We start from the raw sequence: 23602 nt of genomic DNA on the forward strand, positions 1-23602 counted from the left end.
ATATTAAAATGTTAAATTAAGACCAGCTACATAGTTACGGGTAGATGGGGTATTGGTACCAATGGTTAAAATTCGCCGCGGATAAACCGATGCTACCGCAGCGTTTTCATCGCCGTATGAATTTGTTTCAGGATCCATGCCCGACTCGCGATGATATGGAGAGAACATCACAAAAGGATTTTGAACGGTTAAGTACATCCGGAGCTTCAATCTGGAATCTTTTAACAAACTCCGATTGAAATCATATCCTAAAGAGATGGTCCGGATTTTTAAGAAAGAAGCATCAAAATAACCTAAAGTACTTCCATACTTAGGGTTATCACCGCCTGCAATACCGCCAGGTTTTGGATACTTTGCTCCTGTATTTTCAGGTGTCCAGTAATCAACTTTAACGTTATTTCTTCTACCAGATAAGAGATTCAGGTATCCGGAAGAACCATATAATGTACTAAGCAAAATTCCACCGTCTTTAAATAATCCTACTACATTAAGGTCAAATCCCTTATAAGCTACTCTGGTATTAAATCCACCTGATAATTTAGGATCCACATCCATGATCTGTCTATCTGCTGCTCCAATCGGTCTTGTTGGTTTGCCGGTTGCATCAAAATCACCTGTGTATTTTACTTTAATCATCCCCACATTACCGCCTGGCTCTAAAACATTCAGATATGGATCTCCGGCCTGCCATAAACCTACTTTTTCAAAATCATAAATGGCATTGATGTTATGGCCCACAAACCAAGCATTTCCTTCGTCTCTGGTTTGGCCTGATGCAAGAGCAACAAGTTTGTTTCGGTTTGCATAAAGGTTAAATCCTACATCCCATGACCAGCCTCCCTTATCGTTAAAAATATTACCGTTAACACTAAGTTCCCACCCTTTATTCTGTGTTTGTCCGATGTTTGCAGTATAACTGCCCACACCAGCGGTAGAAGGTAGTGCAACATCTAATAATATATCTTTGGTGTTGGTTACATAATATTCAAATGTTCCTGTCAGTCTGCTTTTTAGTAAGGAGAAATCGAGGCCATAGTTCCAGGTCTGTGAATATTCCCAGCCTAAATCCGGGCTTGGCAACTTAGAAACATAATATCCAGTGGCATAGTTGTTATCGCCAAAATTGTAAGGGCGCGAACTTAGCAAACCAAGGGTCTGATATGGATTTACAGCTTGATTTGATGTTTGACCGTAACCCACTCTGATCTTCAACCTGTCGATAGCGGTTATCCCTTTCATGAAATTCTCATTCATCAGGTTCCAACCCACAGAAACAGCCGGATAAGTATTCCATTTATGTCCTGGCGCCAAGCGTGATGATGCATCAGATCTGATGGTTGCACTGATCAGATAGCGATTATCATAAGCATACATCACTCTTCCCATGTAAGACATCAGCCCACTTAGGTTGTAATTTCCATTACCGATTGTTAATTCTCCATTGGCCTGGCCAAGATTGTAAAACTGAAAAGCATCAGACGGAATATCACGTGCTGACATGGATGAGGAATTGAACTTATTCTGTTCAGCAGAATATAAGGCAACTACATTGATGTTGTGCTTTTCTGAGAAGGTTCTGTCATAAGTCAATAAATTCTCAAGTGTCCAATGGTAGGTTTGCGAATTGCTAACCCCTGCAGTTGAAACTGTAGTAGCAGTGGCATTTCCAATTCCAACACCAGTATAGTTACCATTATTACTCTGGATAAAATCAAGGCCGAGATTGGTACGGTATTTTAGTCCTTTTACCCATGGAATGCTAATCTCGCTATAAAAAGAGTTATAGGTAGCAAAGCCACGCGTTTCATTAAGCCATTTATCACTGAGACTCTCAGTAAGTTCGCGGGTGTAAATCCACGATTCATCCTGAGGCATTCTGATTGTTCTTTTTAGGCTGCCATCTGCATTGTAAGGATTTGCAATAGGCGAATTGCTAAGGATTCCATAAACGCCGAGTTGATTGCCTTCACTTAAGTTGTAATTGTTATTGGTGGTAAATCCAATCCTTAAGAAACTGGCAATTTGCTGATCCATAGATGCTTTCATTGAATACCGGGTGTACTGTTGAGTTGGGATCAGACTTTGATTCTGATAATAGCCGCCCCCAAAACTGTAGCTGCCAGTAGTAGATCCACCCGATACACCAACATCATGACTGGTTACAACTGCCGATTTATCATAGAATAAATCTTGCCAGTCGGTATTTACGTCGTTAGATTCATCTACGCCATTGGTTGTAAATAATCCAGCTGCCTTGCGCAAGGCAATAAATTCCGGGCCATCCATCATTGGATATTTGGCGAAAAGGGTTTGTAAGCCGGTATATGAATTATAGGATACTTTGGCAGGAGCTCCTTGTTGGCCACGGTTAGTGGTGATCAATATCACTCCATTCGCTCCCCTTGAACCATAAATCGCTGTAGCAGAAGCATCTTTCAAAATATCCAAACTTTTAATGTCGTTGGGATTAATATCACCAATGGAGCCCGGAAATGGAATCCCATCAAGCACCACCAACGGGTCGTTACTGGCTGAAAGTGAACGCTGACCACGGATCAGGATCTGCATGGTTGCACCAGGTTTGGTAGAAGTTTGTGAAATGTTCACCCCCGCTATTCTACCTTGTATAGCCTGTGCCACATTCGGTGCGGGTATTTCACGAACTTTATCGCCCGAGATGTTAGCCACAGAACCAGTTACCGATTCTTTGCGCTGGGTTCCATAACCCACTACTACAACTTGTTCAAGTTCTGCAGCGCTCGGGAGTAATGTCACATTGATTTCGCTTTGATTTCTGACCGGAACCTCGCGACTTGTAAACCCGATGTAAGAAAACACCAGCACCGAATTGCTTGTTGGAACCGCAATACTGAAGTTTCCTGTACCCAGGGTTGTTGTACTGGTTGAGGTTCCCTTGACCAGAATACTTACACCTGGAAGGGGTTTCCCCTGATCATCCACAACACGCCCTTTTACCTGGGTTTGTGCATGTGCAGCAACCACAAAAAGTGCAAAAAAAGCAATCAGTGATAGTTTGGCTAGACATTTGGAAAGTCCTGCACCAGGCTTTACAAAAAACTGTAAAAATTCATTCCTCATAAAAATTTGGTTTATAATGGTTAAAATTCATGCTTCACTTAGTAATGAGCCGACTGCTTATCCTAAAAAATTAGATAATGATTATCCCTAAACAAGAGCAGACAAGCATGATAGAGGTAAAGTTATTCGGTGGGCACAAAAGTGTAAGTGTCAATTGTTCATAAATATGGAATAAATGTTCAAAGGAAGGAATCGACTAAAAACGATTATTAAACGAGGAAAAGATTTTCGACCACAAAATATGAAGCCATCTTATGCAATCGATTGTAAACTAACCAGATGCAATAAAAAAGCCACTTCACAATCTTTAACGACAACAAATATTGAGGGAAACCGCTTTGATTATTTATTTTTTCGAAGCTATAAAAAATTGTAGTACGACCTTTTCAAAAACTCGGAAATTTCGAATGTTGTTGGTGCTATAAGTAAAGATGGCAACCCGTAGCTCAGGGGTGAATTACACTTAATTTTATATTTATAAGAATTTATTGTTGGTTAAATCTTAATAGGATAACCAGGTAATACTTACCCGGGATCCAGAACAAGTTTGCGGCCCGATCTATCATTTGACAGCTGACAAGCGCTTGCCCTGAATCCGAGAAGTACGCTAAACCAAATTTAATTTATTTTTATCCATGCGTCTTATTTTCAGGCGGTTATTTACTCAAAAACAGCTACGAAGCCATCATTCTTTTTGAGGTCGATTTTCAATTCTCCAGAAGCTGATATTTTTATTTCTTTGGCAACAAACCCGTTGTGGCTGTCGTTATTGTTTCCTGAAGAAATAAGTTTACCTGTTTTATTTTTAAGAAAAGTAAGATTTAATGAGAGAGATTTGTCGAGTGGTTCTCCATTCAATCCTGTAACGTACCATTTGGAACCCGATTTTCTGGCTACAACATATAATTTGCCCGGGTATCCATCAATAAATTTTACATCATCCCATTGGGAAGGCAATGCTTTTAAAAAATCTTTAACCTCAACAGGTACATGGCTCATTCCATCCGGTGTTTCGGCGTAGTGCTGTATGCCCGATAAAAAGGCTACTGCTGTAGCCAGTTCAAATGCAGCGGTTGTTCTCCGTTCAATATTGGGGATCTTGTATAAACACATCGGTGTGAAATCCATCGGATCAAACGCATTTCTGATCATGGCACTGGCAACCATGTGTTGAGGCGCTTTGTTGGCCGCATCTTGCCCAAATGTGATCATTTCGTATCCCAGTACGGCTTCTGCAGTCATTAAATTTGGATAAGTTCGCTGCAATCCCCTGGGCAGTGTAGCACCATGAAAATTGACCAACAAATGATGAGCGGCTGCATCGGTTAAAATATCATGGTAGTAAGCAATCATAGACTGTCCGTCGCCACCAAAAAAGTCGATTTTGATGCCTTTAATACCCATATCTTCCAGCCTGCTGAACTCCTTCACCCGTTTCTCATGCGTTAACAGCTTATCTCTCGGTGTAAATTTTACGGTATTCCAATCACCTGCTGAATTATACCAGAGCAACATACCCACATTTTTTTTTCTTGCGTAATCAGCCAAAACCGCTACCGAATCATATCCAATGGTTTCATCCCAGTTTGCATCGATCAAACAATACTGCCAGTTCATATCGGCAGCATAATCAATATATTTTTTCTGAACTGGGTATATCGTTGCCTTATCCTTTTCCAGCACCCAGCTCCATGCGGCTTTTCCAGGTTTTACGAACGATAAATCTTTTAATCTGGATGCAGGGGCAAGATCTGTACCGAGGGTCGATTCCATAATTGTAGCCAGATCGCCTATGGCAATGATCCGCCATGGCGTAATCCATGGAAGCGTAGATTCGGGATAAAGGGCTCCTCCTTTTATTTTTTCAGCTTCTTGCGGAAAATTGATCCGATATTCTCCACCAGGTGATAAACGCTGCAAAGCGGTTCCACAATAATTTCTTTCCAGTCCGGCTTCTGTAAGCATCACCCAGGTATCGCCTGTTTTAAATAAAGCCGGATATACCCACCCGTTAGCACTGGGAGATGGCGTACCTACCGGGATAGCCATATTATAATATACCTCGTAGGAAGGATTGGTATGCTCAAATCCCGTTTGTGCCTCGGCTTTGGCCTGTAACCAGGCCAAGGTACCTTCGGGAAAGTGAAAACTTGTCTGTTCTGACTGTATTTTTCTTAGCGACGAATCTTTTTCGGGAAATTCGTAGCGAAAGGCTGCCCCATCATTAGAAACACGAAAAATAATATTCATTCTTTTACCTGTTGGCGTTTTGGTCGATATCGCCAATTCATTTGCGGTATAGGTAATCGATTTCTTTTTTGCGTTGCGCATTACATAGGCCTCTTTCAATTTTCGCTCCGCAGTACCAACAACTTTTAATGACCTTGTAAAGTCTTCATCTTCTCTGATAATGCCCAGTTTAGAATTTTGTAAGATTGTTTTTTTACTCCTGGTAATGCTGTAGGTTCCCTGAGCGGGATTACAGGTGAGAACAATTTTTCCATCAGGACTGGAAACATCATAGCTTAGTGTTTCCTGCGCATAAATGCAGGTATTTACAAGGGTAAAAATGATAAATAAACGGATAAATTTCATGAGATCTAATTATTTGAGCAGCAGCGTATATAACCTGCCTGCTTTGGTTGGCATATCGTAAACAAAAGTCTTTTTCAATGGATTAGCCGTTAAACGGACTTCGGGTGCTATAATAGGTTCCTGGGTTTCGGCAATGGAATAGAACATATTTGGATTAGTGCCCACTGCATTTTTCAATTCAACAAGGTCGCTTTTCATTTCATTGGGGACCCTTAACCGTAAATTTCCGCCAAGCGTTGATTTAATTACGGCTTTGATTACCTGCCCATTAGACCATTCTAAGCTCAGTACCTCAAAGCCTCCCCTGGCCCTTAAGCCTTTAATGGAACCTTTTTCTTTCCATACATCGGGCAAAGCGGGCAGTAAATGCAATGCCTCATCGGCACTTTGCATCAGCATCTCGGTAATACCGGAGGTACAGCCAAAATTACCATCTATCTGAAAAGGTGGATGGGCATCAAAAAGATTATTATAAGTGCCCCCACCCCCAGGATTAACGCCTAGTGGTGTGAGTTGGTTTTGAATCAGTTGGTAAGCATGATTTCCATCCTGCATCCTTGCCCACCAGTTTATTTTCCAGCCCATACTCCACCCGGTAGATACATCACCTCTTTGAAGCAAGGTATTTTTTGCAGCAGCATAAAGCAAGGGCGTACGGTAGGCAGAAATCTGGTTGGAAGGGAATAAACCATAAAGGTGGGAAATATGGCGGTGTTTATCGTTTGGACTGTCTATATCATCCAGCCATTCCTGTAATTGGCCATGTTTACCAATGTGCATAGGCGATAACTTATTGCGCATCTGCAATAAACTATCGGCAAAAACATTGTCAACTCCAAGTATTTTGGCAGCACGGATAGCGGTAGAAAACACATCGAAAACAATTTGGTTATCCATGGTGGTGCCTGCATCAATAGAGGAGCCTCCATGTGCCGCAGGTGCATTTTCAGGAGAAGTACCTGGATTAACCACCAAATACTTCAGTGTTGGGTGCACCACCAGAAAATCTTTATAAAAAGTTGCTGCATCTTTTAAAACAGGATAGATGCTTTTAAGGTATTTACGATCTCCTCCATAAAGGTAATGTTCCCAAAGGTGCTGACTGGCCCAGCCGCCGCCACCGTTCCAGATTCCCCAGAACGCCCCATCCACTGGGCCGGTGCTTCTCCAGATATCGCTGTTGTGATGCGCCATCCAGCCCCTTGCGCCGTACATGTTTTTAGCCGTGGCCTTGCCCGTTTCTGCCATTTCACCTACCATTTTAAGAAAGGGCTGGTGCAGCTCAGGCAAATTGGTCGGCTCTGCAGGCCAGTAATTCATTTGAGCGTTAATATTAATGGTGTACTTACTGTCCCAGGGTGGGTAAAGCTTATCATTCCAGATGCCCTGTAAATTGGCAGGTTGCCCCTCGGGCTGAGAAGAACTGATTAAGAGATAGCGGCCAAACTGGTAATATAGATTAACAAACTGAAGATCTGTTGTATTCCTGAAATTCATTAACCTTTTGTCTGTTGGTAAGTCTGTACCATCGCTCTCCCCTAAATCAAGCTGAACGCGATTGAAGTATTTATGATAGTTGGTGAGATGAGTGGCCAGAATCTTATCATAAGATTTCGCCGAAGCCTGATCCAGGTACTCCAATGCCCGTTTAGCGGCATTGCCACTGATGTCGTTATAACGGTTAAAATTGGTAGCTATAGAGATGAAAATGGTTACTGCATTGGCATGCTCCACAACAATACTCGAATCGGTAGCTTTTAATGTACCCCCTTCATTGCTAAATCTGCTGATTACATTGTATTTTACAAGTCCTATCACACCTTCATGATCGCTGGTCAACCCTTCCATTACCAGATCTTTAACCGCTGAGGTACTGATTGAAACCTTTTTATGGGGCGTGGTGTAATTTGCGGTAAAAGAAATGCTGGCGGCTTTATTGGCGGTAAGTTTCATTACCACTACGCGGTTACCATGTGTGGCAAAAGCCGTTCGGGTATAGGCTACATCGCCAATGTTATAGCTTGTTTTACTTACAGCGTTTTCGATATCAAGTTCTCTATAGTAGTTTTGATACTTTTCATGCCCAGGAAAAACGAGTTGAAGATTGCCTGCCGGTTGAAAGATCTGTCCGGATGATTTTTTCCCAAACATGATTTTATTGGCCAGATTTTCAGCTTCCTTATGCTTCCCCTGAAAAATGAGTGCGCGGATTTCAGGTAAATGGCTCAAAGTTTCCGGAACATCATTTTGATAGGGACTACCACTCCACAGGCTATGCTCATTGAGTTTTATTACTTCTTTTGCCACGTTACCATAAATCATTGCCCCTAAAAAGCCATTACCAACAGGGAGTGCATTTTCCCAAACAGCACCTGCGGGTTGTTCGTACCAAAGCTTTAGTTTTGATTTTACAGGCACCTGCGCAAATGCCAAAGTGCCTGTAAAAAGGATTAAAATTATTTTACTGATTCTTAGTATCATGTTATAGATATTCATTGACAAAGGGATCTGATTGTTAAATTTCTTAATCGTTATTTTGAAACTGCTCGCAGTACAACAATGCCGTTAAGTTAAGCGCTTTTAACCACAGATGTGCACAGATAAACACGGATTTTCATATCTGTGTACATCCCTTCTATCTGTGGTTAAATTATTTCACTTGTGCCAATGGCTTACTTCATGACATTAGGCATTACCATGCTTGATACTCGTTCATCCGCAGTAGTTTTTCTTGTCCACAGCACCACTCAGCGTTCAAAACCATAGCTCATCCGTTAGTTATTTCTTCACCAACCTCACATAAAATACCCTTGCCGTTGATTTTCCATCTGAAGGTGAAAATTTAACTGAGATCCGTTTTTTGCCTTTTAGCATTTCTGCAGGGATTGGGTATTCCTGGTTGTAGAAGCCTGTTTTTTGTGGCTCCTGGCCCGCATCTACACCTACCAGTTTTTGATCATCAAGATAAATATCAAATTTATCACGGCTGCCACTTGTATGGTAACGAACATTCAGGGCCAGCTGATCTGCACCCGCGGTGTTCATTTCGTAGCTAAAAAAACCATTTCCCGTTGCATTGCGCCAAAATTGATCCAGATAGGATCCGCTGTGGGAATTGTTGTTTTTCATCTGGTGATCTACCTCTGGCTGCTGTTCTCCTGGCGCAACAAAATCTACTGTACGGCTTTCCAACGCAAGTTTTTCATTTTCTACCCGGGTAGCAGAATCGAGGTAAGCTGCATACTGGCCAGGTGTGAGCGCCATCCAGTACATCATGTAACGTGAATCGTGAATGCGGTAAAAAGGCTCCAAAGTAATTTTTTCAGGGTTTTCTATCCGCTCATTCACAAAAGAGAACTTCATCGACTGACCTTTTATTGGCTCGATTTTCTTGCCGATATCGTCAATACGCTCATCAATGAGAATAGGCGCCTTACTAATGGGCAGTTTTTTACCGCTGGCGATATGCCCCCAACGGCTATCGCCAGCTACCAGTCCGTTAAGGGCTTCCGTTCCGGTTTTAGCGCCCAATAAAATCGGTCCGTGCATAATTGCCACATAATCTGGCAAATTGGGCATCCGCTCAACGGTGGTTTTCATGGGCAGACTCAGCTCTACCACATCCCCTTTTTTCCAGTTACGGCCAATTCCCAGATAAGCGTTCGGAAGCAATTTATAGTCGGCTTTTTTACCATTGATTTTCACTTCCATCATTTCCTTGCCAATCCATGATGGCTTTCTGATCATCAACATTAACCGGGCATTTCCATCTGCAACAATCAGCCTGGTTTTTTCCTCATCCGGAAAAGTAGTTTCCTGCCTTATTGTAATGTTTTTTTCTTTCCAGTTGAGTTCAGAGGCAATAAACAGGTTAAGATATAAAGTATCTTTTTGATGGGTGTAAATAAATTCGTTGTACTTGCTGTGGTTCTCCATACCACTGCCCACGCAACACCACATCCCTTCATTCGGTGCCGAATATACGCGGTAGTGCCTTGGCCGGGCGGGCGTAAAATAAACATAGCCACCATGTTCGGGATGTTGAGACGAAAGAATATGGTTATACAGGGCTTTTTCGTAAAAGTCTACGTATCTGGCATCGGGTTTTTCCCTAAAAAGTCCTTCGGTCAGTTTCAGCATATTGTAGGTGTTGCAGGTTTCTGGCCCTTCCACATCATCTACAAAATCAGCACTGGCAGCAGCACTTGGAAAAAATTCCCTACGACTGTTTCCGCCAAATGCCAAAGATCTTTTGCCTGTTACTGTCTCCCAAAAAAACTGACCGGCCTGATCGTAATTCCGTTGATGACTCAGCTCTCCGATCCGCTGGAAACCAACGGCTTTGGGTACCTGGGTATTGGCATGTTTATTATCAAGGTTGTCCTGCCCCTTAGCCATAGGCGTAAGCAATTGTTGATGAGAAAACCGCATCGCTGCGTTCAGGTATTTTTCATTGCCGGTAATCTGATAGGCATCAGCCAATACTTCATTCATCCCACCATGTTCTGTATCTAACATTTGCTGCATCTGTTGCTCATTAAGCTTCGAGGTAATGGCTATCGCCCAATCACAGAATTTTAAAAATACTTCCTTCGCATCTTTACTTTCCCCATAAATCCAGGCATCGCGCAAACCTGCAAAAGTTTTGTGAACATTATACCATGGCACCCAGGCAGATTGATAGGCTTTGAAGTTTCCTTCTTTAAGCTTCATCCAGATCTCCTTACTATTGGGAACGCCTCCAGCATATCCTATTCCCCATTCAGGGTGTGAAGTTGTATTTTTATTCTGGCAGGCTTTCAATGTTGTTACGATTTTTTCCATCCTGCTTTTGCATTCTGGATTACCTGTTGAGGCATAATTAAGTGCAAGCGCACTCAGGTAATGTCCGGCGATATGCCCATCCAGCCCTTCCCAGTTATCATAGCCTTTTTTATCCGTAGGAAACGCTGCCTGCTTAAGGTAAGGGTAAAGCAAACGGTCCACATCATAAGCCAATAGTGTTTTTATGTTAAGGTCTCTGGCATGGTCAAATGGTCCACTAAGTAGTTTTACCTGTTTTAAAGGAAACGAATTGGCATAAAACCCCTCTTGTGCCCCAACATTTCCACAGAAGCCAATATTGAATAGCACAGAAACACATAGGCCGACGAAAAGCTTTTGCAAAAGATCGTATTTTGGTAATGTCAACATATAATTTTATTCAAAAAGGTTTATTTAAATAAAGTAGAGGAGAACTGATAAAGGTTATTCCGCCAAACAGGCCAGGTGTGCCCTCCCGGATATTCGTGATAACTAAAATTGATATTCAGTTCTTTAAATTTATCCATCATTATCTGGCAGTTATTATAGGCAATATCCTCCTTCCCACCCATGGCAATCCACAACTGCTTTAGGTTGGCATTGATTTTTTCACGGTTGTTTTTCATCCCTATATACTGAAGGTCGGCTATCGTATTTTGACGCGGCACAACCCATCCCGAACTAAATACACCCAGGTACGCGAATTTATCGGTGTTGTTAATCCCGGTATATAGCGTGTGCATCCCGCCCATCGATAAACCGGCCAATGCCCTGTTTTGCGCATCGGTTTTGGTGCGGTAAGTACTTTCAACCAATGGAATAATTACTTCTTTCAATTCTGATTCGAAAGTTTTTAACCCGGCTTCGCCAAAGGCAGCTCCACCTACATTTGCACTGGGCATTACAATAATCATCGGTTTGGCTTTTTGAGCAGCAATAAGATTGTCGAGAATCAGATCTGTTTTACCCTGGTTCGCCCAGCCGGTTTCATCTTCTCCCCCTCCATGTAGGATATAAAGTACCGGGTATTTTTCATTTACCTGTGCATCATAAAAAGGCGGTGTGTAAACATAAAGCTGCCTCCATGACCGGGTTACTTTTGAGTAATATTTTTTGATCCGAAGTTCGCCATGTGGAACATCCTTCAACGCATAATAGTCGCCTTTTGAAAAAGGGATTTCAATTCCGCTGGCCATGCGCCCCATGCCGAAATAAGACTTACTTGCCGGATCTGCTACAGGAAGGCCATCAACGATGAGCGAATAATAATGAAATCCTTCACCCAAAGAATCTGTTGTAACGGTCCATCGGCCCTTTTCATTTTTGACCATATCATACTTTCGGCCCAGGTCTACCTGAACACTGTGCGCGTTGGGCGCTAAAAGATTGAAAACAACTTTATGGTCATCGGTAATCTGTGGATAGCCGCCAGAACCGATATTGGTTGAGGCCGGTGCACCCGCTACCGGATATTTTGAAAAAGTAGTGGTATCAACCGGTTTAAATAACAATTGCGAAAACATGTACAATCCATTCTTCCAAACTTTAAAATCGTGAAAACCAGGCTCGATAAAATAGATATGTGGCACCTTGTTTTTAGTCAGATAATCGTGCGTGCGCTTACTGTTGATAATGAGGTTATCACTAGCCCCACAAGAGATAAATAACAATTTGAGCATAGTTGAGGCCTTTTTTGGATCAGGTACAAGCACTTCTGGCATTTTGGTATTTGGTGCTGAAGAAAAGCCAGCTATCCAGGCAAATTTATCCAGATTTCCAAGTCCAAAATTCAAAGCCTGTCCTCCACCCATTGATAAGCCTGCAATCGCCCGGTGTTCGCGGTCTTTATACACGCTAAACTTCCGCTCCACAAAAGGAATAAGATCATTAATTAAATCCTTTTCAAAAGTAGCAAAGGCCTGCACTTTATCCTTGTCCATAATGTTACCGATGGCGCGGTCATCTTTCATGGCTCTACCGTTCGGCATAATTACCACCATAGGTGCCAACTTACCGGCGGCATAAAGATTATCCAGAATCACCTGGGGATTACCTCCATTAAGCCATTCTTTTTCATCACCCCCAATACCATGCAAAAGATATAAAACCGGATATTTTAATTGTTTACTGTAACCTGGCGGCGTATAGACCAATGCTTTACGGTTATTGCCGACAGTTTTTGACGAATAGACCAAAGTATCGATTTTTCCATGCGGAATTGCAGGCTGAACCATGTCAAAGCCTTCTGGAGCGCTGGACACGATCTGCTGAGCAAAACCATCAAAGGCATAAGCACTTAAACTGATAAAAAGCACTGTTATTCTTACGAAGAGGGATTTATTTGTTTTTTTCATATCTGGTTAGGTTAAGGGTATGTTATTATCTGTTTTTTACCGGGCTAACACCGGTAGTGGTTTCTACAATTTTCTGTATGGTGCCATCCTCATTATAGTGCATATCATCTACACAGATAGACCTTCTATAACTGCCACCCGTAGGCAAGGAGCCATTGTGGTAAAAAAAGTAAGATTTGCCCTTAAAATCGATAACACCAGGGTGAGTAGTAAAACTGTTGGGAACATTTCCCTTAATAATACCTTTGTATACCCAAGGTCCCTGTGGCCCCTTAGCCATGCAGTATTCGATCATTTCGGGTTTGGTTCCCGCGCCCGCATAGATTAAATAATAGTTGCCTTTTCTTTTATAAACCCAAGGGCCTTCAATGTAGTTTTTGATGTCAAGCACCTGGATTTCTCCATCCATCTCGATCATATTTTTTTTCAGCTTAACACTTTTACAACTTCCGTTGCCCCAAAACAGATAAGCCTGCCCATCATCATCGATAAAAACAGTAGGATCAATATCATCCCAACCATGTTTTTTATCGGTAGTCATCTCATTGGTTACCAAAGCCTTGCCAATTGCATCTTTAAATGGCCCAACAGGACTATCAGAAACCGCTACGCCGATCGCCATCCCACCTTTACTCTCCTTATTTTTTTGGTGGCCTGTTGATACATACCAATAAAACTTTCCATCCCTGTAAATACACTGGGCGGCGTACGCATCTCCGCCGGCCCATGAAAAGGCCTTTGGCGAAAGCAGCATGCCGTGATCTTCCCAGTCGACCATATTTTTTGATGAGAACACATGCCAGTCGGGCATTTTATAATTGGTATCTTTCACTGTTGCGGTATCATGCCCAACATACAGATAAACTTTATTTTTATATACCAGTGGTGCCGGATCAGCAGTAAACATGTGTTTGATAATTGGGTTTTGCGCCTGCGATTTAAAATGCACCGCAAAAACCAGCGTTGATAACAATAGGAAGAGGGCTTTAAATTTCATTATTATTTTTATTTGGTCAGTAATCAGTTTTGTTTGACGATGATGTTTTCACGCTTCAAAGTGTACTATCTGGCTTTTATTTACCATTCCTCATATATTTGGTTTAGCGAAGCTACCGCATCTGTTGTTTTTTTATAGGAAGATTTGATTATTATAATAGAAAATATGTTCATCGGCTGTATTTTTCACCTACTTTGGGGTTAAATGCATGTTCAACTTTCTTTTACCAAACGATCCTCCACTTTTCTTTTAACGCTAATGTATTCGGAAGGCTGCATATTAAATTTTGCTTTAAATGACTTGGCAAAATAATTAGGCGTAGCAAATCCAACCATGTAAGCAATTTGCGAAACATTCAAATCACTTTTTTCCAATAAAACAGCCGCCTTATCAAGTTTAACCGACCGGATATATTCAATTGGCGAAAGCCCTGTTAATTCGAGTATTTTATGATACAGTGAACCTCTGCTCATACCTACATGTTTGCTTAGGTCTTCTACCGATAGTTTAGGGTTGTTTAAATTATCATCAATATAAACTGCCACTTTCTTGAACAAACGGTCGCTGTGTGATTCGATTGTTACCGCTGTTGCCTCCACCTTGATCTGTTTACTATAAGTGTCTTTGAGTCTTTTGTTGAGGGAAAGCAGGTTTTTAATCTTTGCATTTAAGATCTCGAAGTTGAACGGCTTGGTGAGATAATCGTTTGCACCGGTTTCCAGGCCTTTTATCTGTTCTTCTTCCCCGGTTAAGGCGGTTAGTAATATGATTGGAATGTGATTGGTCCGTTTATCTGATTTAACTTTTTTACATAGTTCTATCCCGCTCATATAAGGCATGTTGATATCACTCACAATTACCTGAGGATGGTTCGACAGCGTTTTTTGCCACCCTTCCTGTCCGTTGCCGGCCTCGTATATCCTATAGAAAGACTGCAGTCCATCTTTAAGATAGGAACGAAAATCCTCATTGTCTTCCACTAGTAAAATAGAAGGGATATCTGTATCCCGATCCGGTCCGGATATGGTGGCGTTCAACTCCGGTCTGCCCTTATCTGCAGCATCCGAAAAATCGATCATCAATTCGGCTGCAGACCGAACATTTGAGAACGGGATTTCGATGGTGAAAACACTTCCCTGACCAACCTTACTCCGTACAGCGATTTTTCCGCCATGTAGTTTCACAAATTCCTGTGCAATTGAAAGACCTATGCCACTTCCCTGATTCAAGATGGGCGCTATTCCACCTGCCTGGAAAAAGCGTTGAAAGATTCTTTCCTGATCCGTTTCTGAAATGCCTATGCCCGAATCGGTAACTGTAATAATCAGCGTTGCTGCATGTGCTGCGCCGGGCAGTGTAACCTTCTCCAGCCCAACTGAAATCTCCCCACCAACCGGGGTAAATTTGAATGCATTGGATAAAAGATTAAACAGCACCCTTTCGATCTTATCATGATCAAAAGGTGCATTAAAATAGCTTAATTGACTTTTGAACACCAACTGTATCTGCTTTCGTTCGCTCAGATCGTTGAATGATTCAAGAACCTCTTTGATGAAAGAAACGATATCTGTTTCAACAGCATTTAAGGTAAGCTCCCGGTCTTCGATTTTTCTGAAATCCAGTATCTGGTTAACCAGGTTTAATAACCGCCTTGTATTGCGCTTGATCATCAATAAGGGATTGGCAATATGCTGATCAGGCTGTTCGGCAATCAGCTTATCTACAGGACCCATAATGAGTGAAAGCGGGGTCCTGAACTCATGGCTGAGATTTGTAAGAAACTTGATTTTGAGTTTATCCAGTGCCCTTAACTGTTCGGCTTCTTTACGATGCTGCGCTAAGCGCTGCTCTGCCTTCATTTTTTCCTGAACAAGGGCAAACTTTCTTTTGAGTTTCTGGATCCCCAGATGCCGTATATAGAAAAGCGTACCGACAATGCTGAGGATATAAAAAATATAAGCATATGTGGTTTTCCAGAACGGAGGGCTAACATCAATGGCGATGGAAGTTTCTGAGGCATTCCAGATGCCATTACTGTTGTTTGCTTTAACATGAAAGACATATTCTCCTGGATCAAGATTGGTATAGGACACCGATTTTGTAGAGCCTGCCTTTATCCAATCCTTGTCAAACCCTTCTAATCTATAAAAATACTGATTATCCTCAGGGACGGTGTAATTGATGCTGACATAGCTGAGCGTGAAACTCTGTTTATACTCCAGGTGAATGCTCTTGGCAATGGATATATGCTCCTGGATCGGGCTGGCCTTGCCTGGCAGCACCGATGAGTTTGAAACCTTGAGATCAGTAAAGATCACCGAGGGAACACTTCTGTTTTTTTTAAAGAATCTCGGGTTAAAATAATTGAAGCCAGCGGCCCCTCCAAAATAGATCTCACCTCCGGCAGTTCGCATCCCTGCACCACGGATAAAATTGTTGTTCTGAACACCATTATAAACCGTGTAGTTCGTAAATACTTTTGTTCTGGGATCAAAACTGCTGATGCCTTTATTGGTACTTACCCAGATCAGCCCCTTTAAGTCTTCTACTATAGCATACACTGTAGCGTTGTTCAATCCATTTTTTTTGGAGAAGTTGATGAACCTGTTCTTATTACGATCATATAGACTTAGCCCCCCACTAAAAGTTCCGACCCATAAATTGCCTGACCGGTCCTTTAATATCGACAGCGTGAGATCATTCGGCAGGTTATTGTTTTTTTTGTTCAGAACCGAAAATTTATGGGTAAACTGATCAAGTATAGATATTCCTGACCCATAAGTGCCTATCCACATATTATTTTGATCATCTTCTTCTATAAACCTGATGAAATTATTCCCCGGGAAATCCACCTCGTTGGGCGCCTGGGGGTTCTTGCAGTATTTCAAAACGACTTTAGCATCCGGGGTCATCAGGTTTACTCCGCCTCCATTGGTTCCTACCCAGATTTTACCTGTCTTGTCTTCTTTTAAGCAAAAAACGTCATTCGAATTCAGCCCGTTGGTTTTGGTGGAGCGTTTAATCTGCAATAGCTTATCCGTTAACAGATCCATAGATACTAAACCGTTTGAATAGGTTCCCATGAGCAGTTTTTTTTCTTTGGTGATGGCCATGGCTATTATGGAAATATTGTTCATTGCACTTCCATCAGGCAATCTGGCATTGAACCTTTTTATCAGCTCGGTACGCGGATTGAAAAGATTTAGTCCGCCACCATCTGTGCCCACAAATATTTCATCCCTGTACTGTGCGAAAGAAGTGATTACAGATGCACTCAAACCATTGGGATCGTAAATATTGCTTTGCTTTAAGTTAAAAAGATTCAGATTGGAATCATATTTACTTATCCCGCCATGAAACGGGCCCAGCCAGTAGATCCCGTCATCAATATAAATACTGCTGATCGATTTGCCCGTGAGCGAATAGAAATCTCTGTAGTTTGGCCTGTAGAATGTAATAGTGGCACTATTGAGATCAATAATTTTCAGTCCATCATCAGTACCTGCCCATAATTGATTGTTTTTATCTATTGCCAGACTGATCACCCTGCTACTGGCAAGTGCATTGAGGTCACCGGCGCTGTAAACAAAAGCACTGAATCCACTCTGGTCAGGCAATTTCCTGCATATTCCCCTCGCGGTACCAAACCAGATATTTCCCGATTTATCCTCACAGATCGTGTTGATCTCGTTACTGATCGGAGTGGACGCATCAGAGGGGCTGTGGCGATAAATCTTGAAAGCCTTTTCTTTCCGGTCATAAAGATACACGCCATTATTTGATCCGATCCACAATCTGTTCTTACTATCTTCTAACAGACAGTTAAAAGATAATTGAGCTGAAGATTTTCTGTTAGGGGTTTGCCTGATGTGATTGGTGATCTTATTTGTTTTTGGATCCAGCTCATCAAGTCCATTATAAGTTGCTACCCAAACATGGCCTAAATGGTCTGTAGTCACAGCATGAATAAGATCGCTGCTAAGCCCGCCCGCTACATTGGCAGGATAGGTGATGAAGGAATTGTTTTTACGGTCAAATAAACTCAAAGACCCCAAAGAGCTCCCAACCCATAGGTTACCCGAACTGTCCTCATGTAAAGCCCTGATATCATTGGACCGCAGGCTTGTCGGATCATTTTCATTAAACTTATAAACGGTGAAGTTGCTGCCGTCGTATTTATTCAGTCCGTCCTCTGTGCCAAACCACATAAAACCAAAGTGGTCTTTTATTATCGCATTAACTGTGTTGGATGATAAGCCATCTTTTATCTGCAGTGATGTGAAATTTATTTTTTGCTGTTGCGCGTAGTCTTTTACTGGGGAAATCAGAAGTGAGACCGCAAAGCACAGGAATATTTTATTAAAAGCAGATTTAAAAATCATGGCTTTATTTTTTGATCTGAGTAGTAATACTGATATCGGGCCTGGACAGGCCCGTTTCCCCTGCCTTCTAGAAAACCAAAATCCCGCGTAACCAAACTGGCTGACCCGCTGCAGCGCATGGCAAACATTTTAACCGGGTGAAGATATGACAACAGGGAAATTTTGATCACCCTGTAAGTAAAGCTATGGCCCATATTATCTATTTGTTTATCAGTTAGGTAGGTAGCACCCAGAGCTGAACATATCTGGTTATTTAATCAGTGCACCTGGTTTTCGCCCAAGATTTCCGAATTCAAGCTAAAATAACCTGATTATCTGATGAGCGTTAAGTCAATTGTGAAAATTACAGCAATAAATGTTCAAGATCCCCCAATGTTCGTCCTAATTCATCAGGTGAAATAAAATTTAAAGGGCCCAAACAACCAGATCGAAACATTTGTCATAGGTTTTTATCCAAATGTACACCTCCCGAAGTCAAACTATTTGGAACTTGCAAAAGTTAAGAAAACCAAATATATGAGACGATTATTCTTTTTAACCATATTTACCACGTTAGCTCTTCTGCACATTACCAGTCCGATTCAGGCACAGGAATATCCATTTGAAGATTACAAATTACCTTTTGATAAAAGGGTTGAAGATCTGGTGTCCAGATTAACACTTGAGGAAAAAGTTTTTCAGATGCTTAATTCAGCACCTGCAATTCCAAGATTAAAAATTCCGGCTTACGATTGGTGGAATGAAACATTGCACGGGGTTGCAAGAACGCCCTTTAAGGTAACCGTATATCCCCAGGCCATTGCTATGGCGGCCATGTTCGATCCTGCAGCGCTGGGTAAAATGGCAGACTACTCTGCTTTGGAAGGGCGGGCAATTTACAACAAGGCGGTTGCGCTTGGCCGTACGAATGAACGCTATCTGGGATTAACCTATTGGACACCCAATATCAATATCTTTAGAGACCCAAGATGGGGACGCGGTCAGGAAACCTATGGAGAGGATCCTTATTTAACCGCTACACTTGGAGATGCATTTGTAAGGGGTTTGCAGGGCGATGACCCAAAGTACCTGAAAGCGGCTGCTTGTGCGAAGCATTATGCTGTTCACAGCGGACCGGAGCCTTTACGCCACGTATTCAATGCAGATGTTAGTGCCTTTGATCTTTGGGACACTTATTTGCCAGCATTTGAAAAACTAGTTACGAAATCGGAAGTTGCCGGAGTGATGTGTGCTTATAACGCATTCCAAGGACAACCATGTTGTGGCAGCGATCTTTTAATGACCGATATTTTAAGAAAGAAATGGGGGTTTAAGGGTTATGTTACTTCAGATTGCTGGGCCATTGATGATTTCTTCAAAAATCACAAAACCCACAAAGACGCAGCAAGTGCTTCGGCTGATGCCGTTTTTCATGGAACGGACCTGGACTGTGGAACTGATGCTTATAAAGCTTTACTAACTGCGGTTAAAAACGGTATTATTACAGAAAAAGATATTGATGTATCGGTAAAAAGACTGTTCATGATCCGGTTCAGACTCGGCATGTTCGATCCGCCTTCGATGGTAAAATACGCCAATACACCAATAACAGTTTTAGAAAACAGTGCCCACAAAGCGCATGCACTTAAAATGGCAAGGGCATCGATGGTTCTGTTAAAAAACGAATCCAACACACTTCCGCTGAAAAAGAATCTAAAGAAACTGGTGGTGCTTGGTCCGAATGCCAATAATGATATTTCGGTGCTTGGAAATTACAATGGTATCCCCTCAACCATTACAACGGTTCTTCAGGGCATAAAAGATAAATTGGGAAATCAAACAGAGGTGATATATGAGCAGGCAATTTCGTTTGCGAGCGATACAATTCTACATTATAGAAATTTAGAGCACCAATTAACCGCAGATGGCCACAAGGGTTTCAAGGCCGAATATTACAAGGGTATAGAACTGCAGGGAGCACCTTTTTTAACGCGGTTCGAAGAATCAATAAACCACAACTGGCAAGAGGGCCAGCAAATCGGCGAAGGTTTGGCTGCAAACCATTTTTCTGCCCGGTTTAGCACGGTGTTTAAAGCTTTAAAGTCAGAAGAAATTACCTTTGAAGTAGATGGGGATGATGGCTACCGTTTAAAGGTAAACGGGCAAAAAGTTTTAGATGCCTGGTCTAAAAACAGGTGGGGCGCTAAAACGTATAAAATTCCTGTTTCAAAAGATTCTACATACAAAATTGAAATGGAATACTGGCAGGGTGAGGGTGGAGCAAAGGTCCGCTTTGCTGGAGGTACCTTTGGCCGCACAGATTTTACTGAGCTGGTTGCACGCCATCGCGATGCAGATGCATTTATATTCGTGGGCGGCATTTCTCCGCAGCTTGAAGGTGAAGAAATGCAAGTAAATGTACCTGGTTTCAATGGTGGCGACAGAACCTCTATCATGCTTCCCCAGGCGCAAACCTCACTAATGAAAGCTTTAAAATCAAGTGGCAAGCCAGTTGTTTTTGTGATGATGACAGGAAGTGCCATCGCTATTCCATGGGAAGCCGAAAATATACCCGCCATTGTTAATGCCTGGTACGGTGGCCAATCGGCGGGAACTGCGGTAGCTGATTTGTTGTTCGGTGATTACAGCCCTTCAGGAAGACTTCCGGTAACCTTTTATAAGAGTGACGGGGATCTGAAAGATTTTAATGATTATAATATGGAGAATCGAACTTATAGGTATTTCAAAGGCACACCTCTTTTCGGATTTGGATATGGATTAAGCTATTCTACATTCTATTATCACAACTTTATCCTACCTTCAAACCTTAAATCAGGCAAAGGAACAAGTTTATCTGTAAAGATCACCAATACCGGTAAAATGCAAAGCGACGAGGTTGCCCAGTTGTATTTGATGCACAACAATCTAAAAATCAAATCAGCTAAAAAAGCCCTTAAGGGATATCAAAGGGTTAGCCTGGCACCAGGTGAAAGCAAACTTGTTCATTTTAAATTATCACCTGATGAACTTAGTTATATTGATGATAAAGGGACAAAAAGACCACTAAAAGGCGAGATCACATTATCGATTGGTGGAAGCCAGCCCGATGAGAAGCTGAAAACAAGCGGTAATATTGTAACCCGAAAACTAATAATCAACTAGATGAAAAAGATTAGCCTGCTATTGATTATCATTACAGCTACTAGCCATTTTCTGAAGGCTGAAGACGGACACCAACTTTGGCTCCGCCATACCGCTACAAAGCAGGTAAAGGTGGTATCACCGAGAAAGTCGCCGGTATTAAGCATTGCTGTACAAGAAATTAAAAACGGGTGGCTGGGAAAAGATGGCGCAGAACTAAAATTTGATTTTGTTAAAGATGGCTCGATTACCGATGATGGATTTCGTTTGGAAGGCAACAAAATTGCCGCTAAAACGGATCTGGGGATCCTCTATGGAAGCTACGAGCTCCTTAGAAGGCAGTATTTAGGAAAGTCTGATCAAAATTATGCATCCAATCCCTCCTATTCAAGAAGAATTCTTAACCATTGGGATAATCTGGATGGTTCTGTAGAACGCGGGTATGCCGGTGGCTCGATATTTTGGAGGCAGGGCGATTCTTCGCTTAAACTTAGTGAGGCAGATATCGCTTTGTACAAAGAATACGCTAGAGCCAATGCCTCAATAGGCATAAATGGCACAGTACTCAACAACGTAAACGCTTCGGCAAAAATCCTCACCACAGCCTATCTTCAAAAGGTTAAGGCTATTGCCACAGTACTGCGCCCGTATGGTTTAAAGGTCTATTTATCGGTCAACTTTTCCTCACCCGTTACGGTTGGAAAACTTAAAACCGCCGATCCTCTTGTTCCTGCCGTTAGGCAATGGTGGGCAACTAAGGCCAAAGAAATTTATTCACTTATTCCTGATTTTGGAGGATTCCTTGTAAAAGCCAATAGCGAAGGGCAACCTGGCCCTCAAAATTTCGGAAGGACACACGTTGATGGTGCCAATATGATGGCTGATGCGCTCTCCCCTTTTGGAGGGATTGTAATGTGGCGTGCCTTTGTATATCAACCAAGTAATGAGGACCGTACCAAACAAGCCTATAATGAGTTTTTAAAATTTGATGGTAAATTCAAGAAAAATGTAATTGTCCAGATCAAAAACGGACCACTTGATTTTCAGCCCCGAGAGCCATTCAGTCCCTTATTCGGGGCTATGATTAAAACCCCTGTGATGCCAGAGTTTCAGATCACGCAGGAGTATCTGGGCTGGTCGAATCACCTGGTTTTCTTGTCTACCCTTTGGGAAGAATGTTTACAAAGCGATACCTACCGAAACGGTAAGGGCAGCACTGTAGCGGCCTGTACAGATGGAACATTGGATAAACGAACCTTCAGTGCAATTGCGGGGGTATCCAATATTGGCCTGGAGCGGAATTGGACCGGGCATATTTTTGCGCAGGCCAATTGGTACGCTTTCGGCAGGCTTGCCTGGGACAATAAACTTAAGAGTGAAGATATTGCGGATGAATGGATTAGGCAAACTTTTTTAAGTCCCATGGAAAAGAAAATGGAGCGAACCCTGGTAAAACCGATAAAAGAGATGATGATGCAGAGCAGAGAAGCGGCTGTGAATTATATGATGCCTTTAGGATTGCACCACATTTTTGCTGAAGGCCACCATTACGGGCCTGCCCCATGGTTCTCGAATAAAGCCATCAGGGCCGACTGGACCTCGGTATATTACCACAATGCAGACCTTTTAGGAGTGGGTTTTAACAGAAGCAGTACAGGCAGCAATGCCGTTGAACAGTACCATGAACCACTCCGATCTACATTTAACAGCCTGGAAAGTTGTCCGGAAGAATATTTGTTGTGGTTTCACCATGTACCATGGACTTATAAACTTAAAAATGGAAACGACCTTTGGGCAGCGCTTTGTTATCGTTACGATTCGGGTTTGCAACGTGTTCGTGCGTTCCAGCGCATTTGGGACAGTACCAAGGGCTTGGTTGATGATGAGCGGTTCAAATCCGTGCAATCCAAACTCAAGATCCAAAGCCGTGATGCACAGGTTTGGAAGGATGCCTGTTTGTTATATTTCCAGCAGTTTAGCAAACGGGAAATTCCTTACGAGTTGGAACGCCCGATATATGAATTGGATACTTTAAAAAAGCTGACCAAAAGTAAGGACTATGAATAGTCTGTTTTATCAAAACAAAACCAAAAAATCCGGTGATGCCGCATCTAGCGCAAGTCTTAGCGCCCCGGCAAAAGCAAAGGCCTGACTTGTGCTTTTCATTAAATCAACAAATCAATATCTATCAATCCTTTTCCTCCTCCATCCCATCTAGCGCAAGTCTTAGTGCCCCGGCACAAGCAAGGGCC

9 protein-coding genes are annotated in these 23602 nt (G+C 42.2%); 2 read left to right on the forward strand and 7 right to left on the reverse strand.

Annotated elements, in window-relative coordinates:
- Window positions 1-3 precede the first annotated feature (3 nt).
- The 7 genes from ACTJKN_RS24755 to ACTJKN_RS24785 all read right to left on the reverse strand — a co-directional run bounded on the left by ACTJKN_RS24755 (window position 4) and on the right by ACTJKN_RS24785 (window position 18230).
- Window positions 4-3099, reverse strand: coding sequence for a SusC/RagA family TonB-linked outer membrane protein (locus ACTJKN_RS24755; RefSeq protein WP_440828323.1), 3096 nt, complete (start codon window positions 3097-3099; stop codon window positions 4-6).
- 660 nt (window positions 3100-3759) lie between these two features.
- A complete protein-coding gene (locus tag ACTJKN_RS24760; protein WP_440828324.1) occupies window positions 3760-5694 on the reverse strand; it encodes a glycoside hydrolase family 97 catalytic domain-containing protein in 1935 nt (644 codons plus the stop codon).
- Between the two features lie 9 nt (window positions 5695-5703).
- Entirely contained in the window at window positions 5704-8175 is a 2472-nt protein-coding gene (locus ACTJKN_RS24765) for a glycoside hydrolase family 95 protein (protein ID WP_440828325.1), read from the reverse strand.
- A gap of 297 nt (window positions 8176-8472) precedes the next feature.
- Entirely contained in the window at window positions 8473-10887 is a 2415-nt protein-coding gene (locus tag ACTJKN_RS24770) for a beta-L-arabinofuranosidase domain-containing protein (RefSeq protein ID WP_440828326.1), read from the reverse strand.
- Window positions 10888-10907: 20 nt separating this feature from the next.
- Window positions 10908-12851 (reverse strand): alpha/beta hydrolase-fold protein, encoded by a 1944-nt coding sequence (locus ACTJKN_RS24775; RefSeq protein WP_440828327.1) that lies wholly within the window; start codon window positions 12849-12851, stop codon window positions 10908-10910.
- Between the two features lie 25 nt (window positions 12852-12876).
- Window positions 12877-13848 (reverse strand): glycoside hydrolase family 43 protein, encoded by a 972-nt coding sequence (locus ACTJKN_RS24780; RefSeq protein ID WP_440828328.1) that lies wholly within the window; start codon window positions 13846-13848, stop codon window positions 12877-12879.
- Window positions 13849-14060: 212 nt separating this feature from the next.
- The gene (locus ACTJKN_RS24785; protein WP_440828329.1) at window positions 14061-18230 is read right to left on the reverse strand and encodes a hybrid sensor histidine kinase/response regulator transcription factor; all 4170 of its coding nucleotides are present in this window, start codon (window positions 18228-18230) and stop codon (window positions 14061-14063) included.
- Between the two features lie 516 nt (window positions 18231-18746).
- Between ACTJKN_RS24785 and ACTJKN_RS24790 the strand changes: the two genes are divergently transcribed.
- The gene (locus tag ACTJKN_RS24790; protein WP_440828330.1) at window positions 18747-21371 is read left to right on the forward strand and encodes a glycoside hydrolase family 3 C-terminal domain-containing protein; all 2625 of its coding nucleotides are present in this window, start codon (window positions 18747-18749) and stop codon (window positions 21369-21371) included.
- Window positions 21372-23417 (forward strand): alpha-glucuronidase, encoded by a 2046-nt coding sequence (locus ACTJKN_RS24795; RefSeq protein WP_440828331.1) that lies wholly within the window; start codon window positions 21372-21374, stop codon window positions 23415-23417. It abuts the gene before it with no gap.
- Window positions 23418-23602 lie beyond the last annotated feature (185 nt).

The organism is Pedobacter sp. 22163, assembly GCF_052045595.1.
GTDB lineage: Bacteria > Bacteroidota > Bacteroidia > Sphingobacteriales > Sphingobacteriaceae > Pedobacter.

What these genes read in the sequence shown, in the direction of transcription:
- ACTJKN_RS24755 (WP_440828323.1), bottom strand. Translation starts at nt 3,099, where the DNA reads ATGAGGAATGAATTTTTACAGTTTTTTGTAAAGCCTGGTGCAGGACTT.
- ACTJKN_RS24760 (WP_440828324.1), bottom strand. Translation starts at nt 5,694, where the DNA reads ATGAAATTTATCCGTTTATTTATCATTTTTACCCTTGTAAATACCTGC.
- ACTJKN_RS24765 (WP_440828325.1), bottom strand. Translation starts at nt 8,175, where the DNA reads ATGATACTAAGAATCAGTAAAATAATTTTAATCCTTTTTACAGGCACT.
- ACTJKN_RS24770 (WP_440828326.1), bottom strand. Translation starts at nt 10,887, where the DNA reads ATGTTGACATTACCAAAATACGATCTTTTGCAAAAGCTTTTCGTCGGC.
- ACTJKN_RS24775 (WP_440828327.1), bottom strand. Translation starts at nt 12,851, where the DNA reads ATGAAAAAAACAAATAAATCCCTCTTCGTAAGAATAACAGTGCTTTTT.
- ACTJKN_RS24780 (WP_440828328.1), bottom strand. Translation starts at nt 13,848, where the DNA reads ATGAAATTTAAAGCCCTCTTCCTATTGTTATCAACGCTGGTTTTTGCG.
- ACTJKN_RS24785 (WP_440828329.1), bottom strand. Translation starts at nt 18,230, where the DNA reads ATGATTTTTAAATCTGCTTTTAATAAAATATTCCTGTGCTTTGCGGTC.
- ACTJKN_RS24790 (WP_440828330.1), top strand. Translation starts at nt 18,747, where the DNA reads ATGAGACGATTATTCTTTTTAACCATATTTACCACGTTAGCTCTTCTG.
- ACTJKN_RS24795 (WP_440828331.1), top strand. Translation starts at nt 21,372, where the DNA reads ATGAAAAAGATTAGCCTGCTATTGATTATCATTACAGCTACTAGCCAT.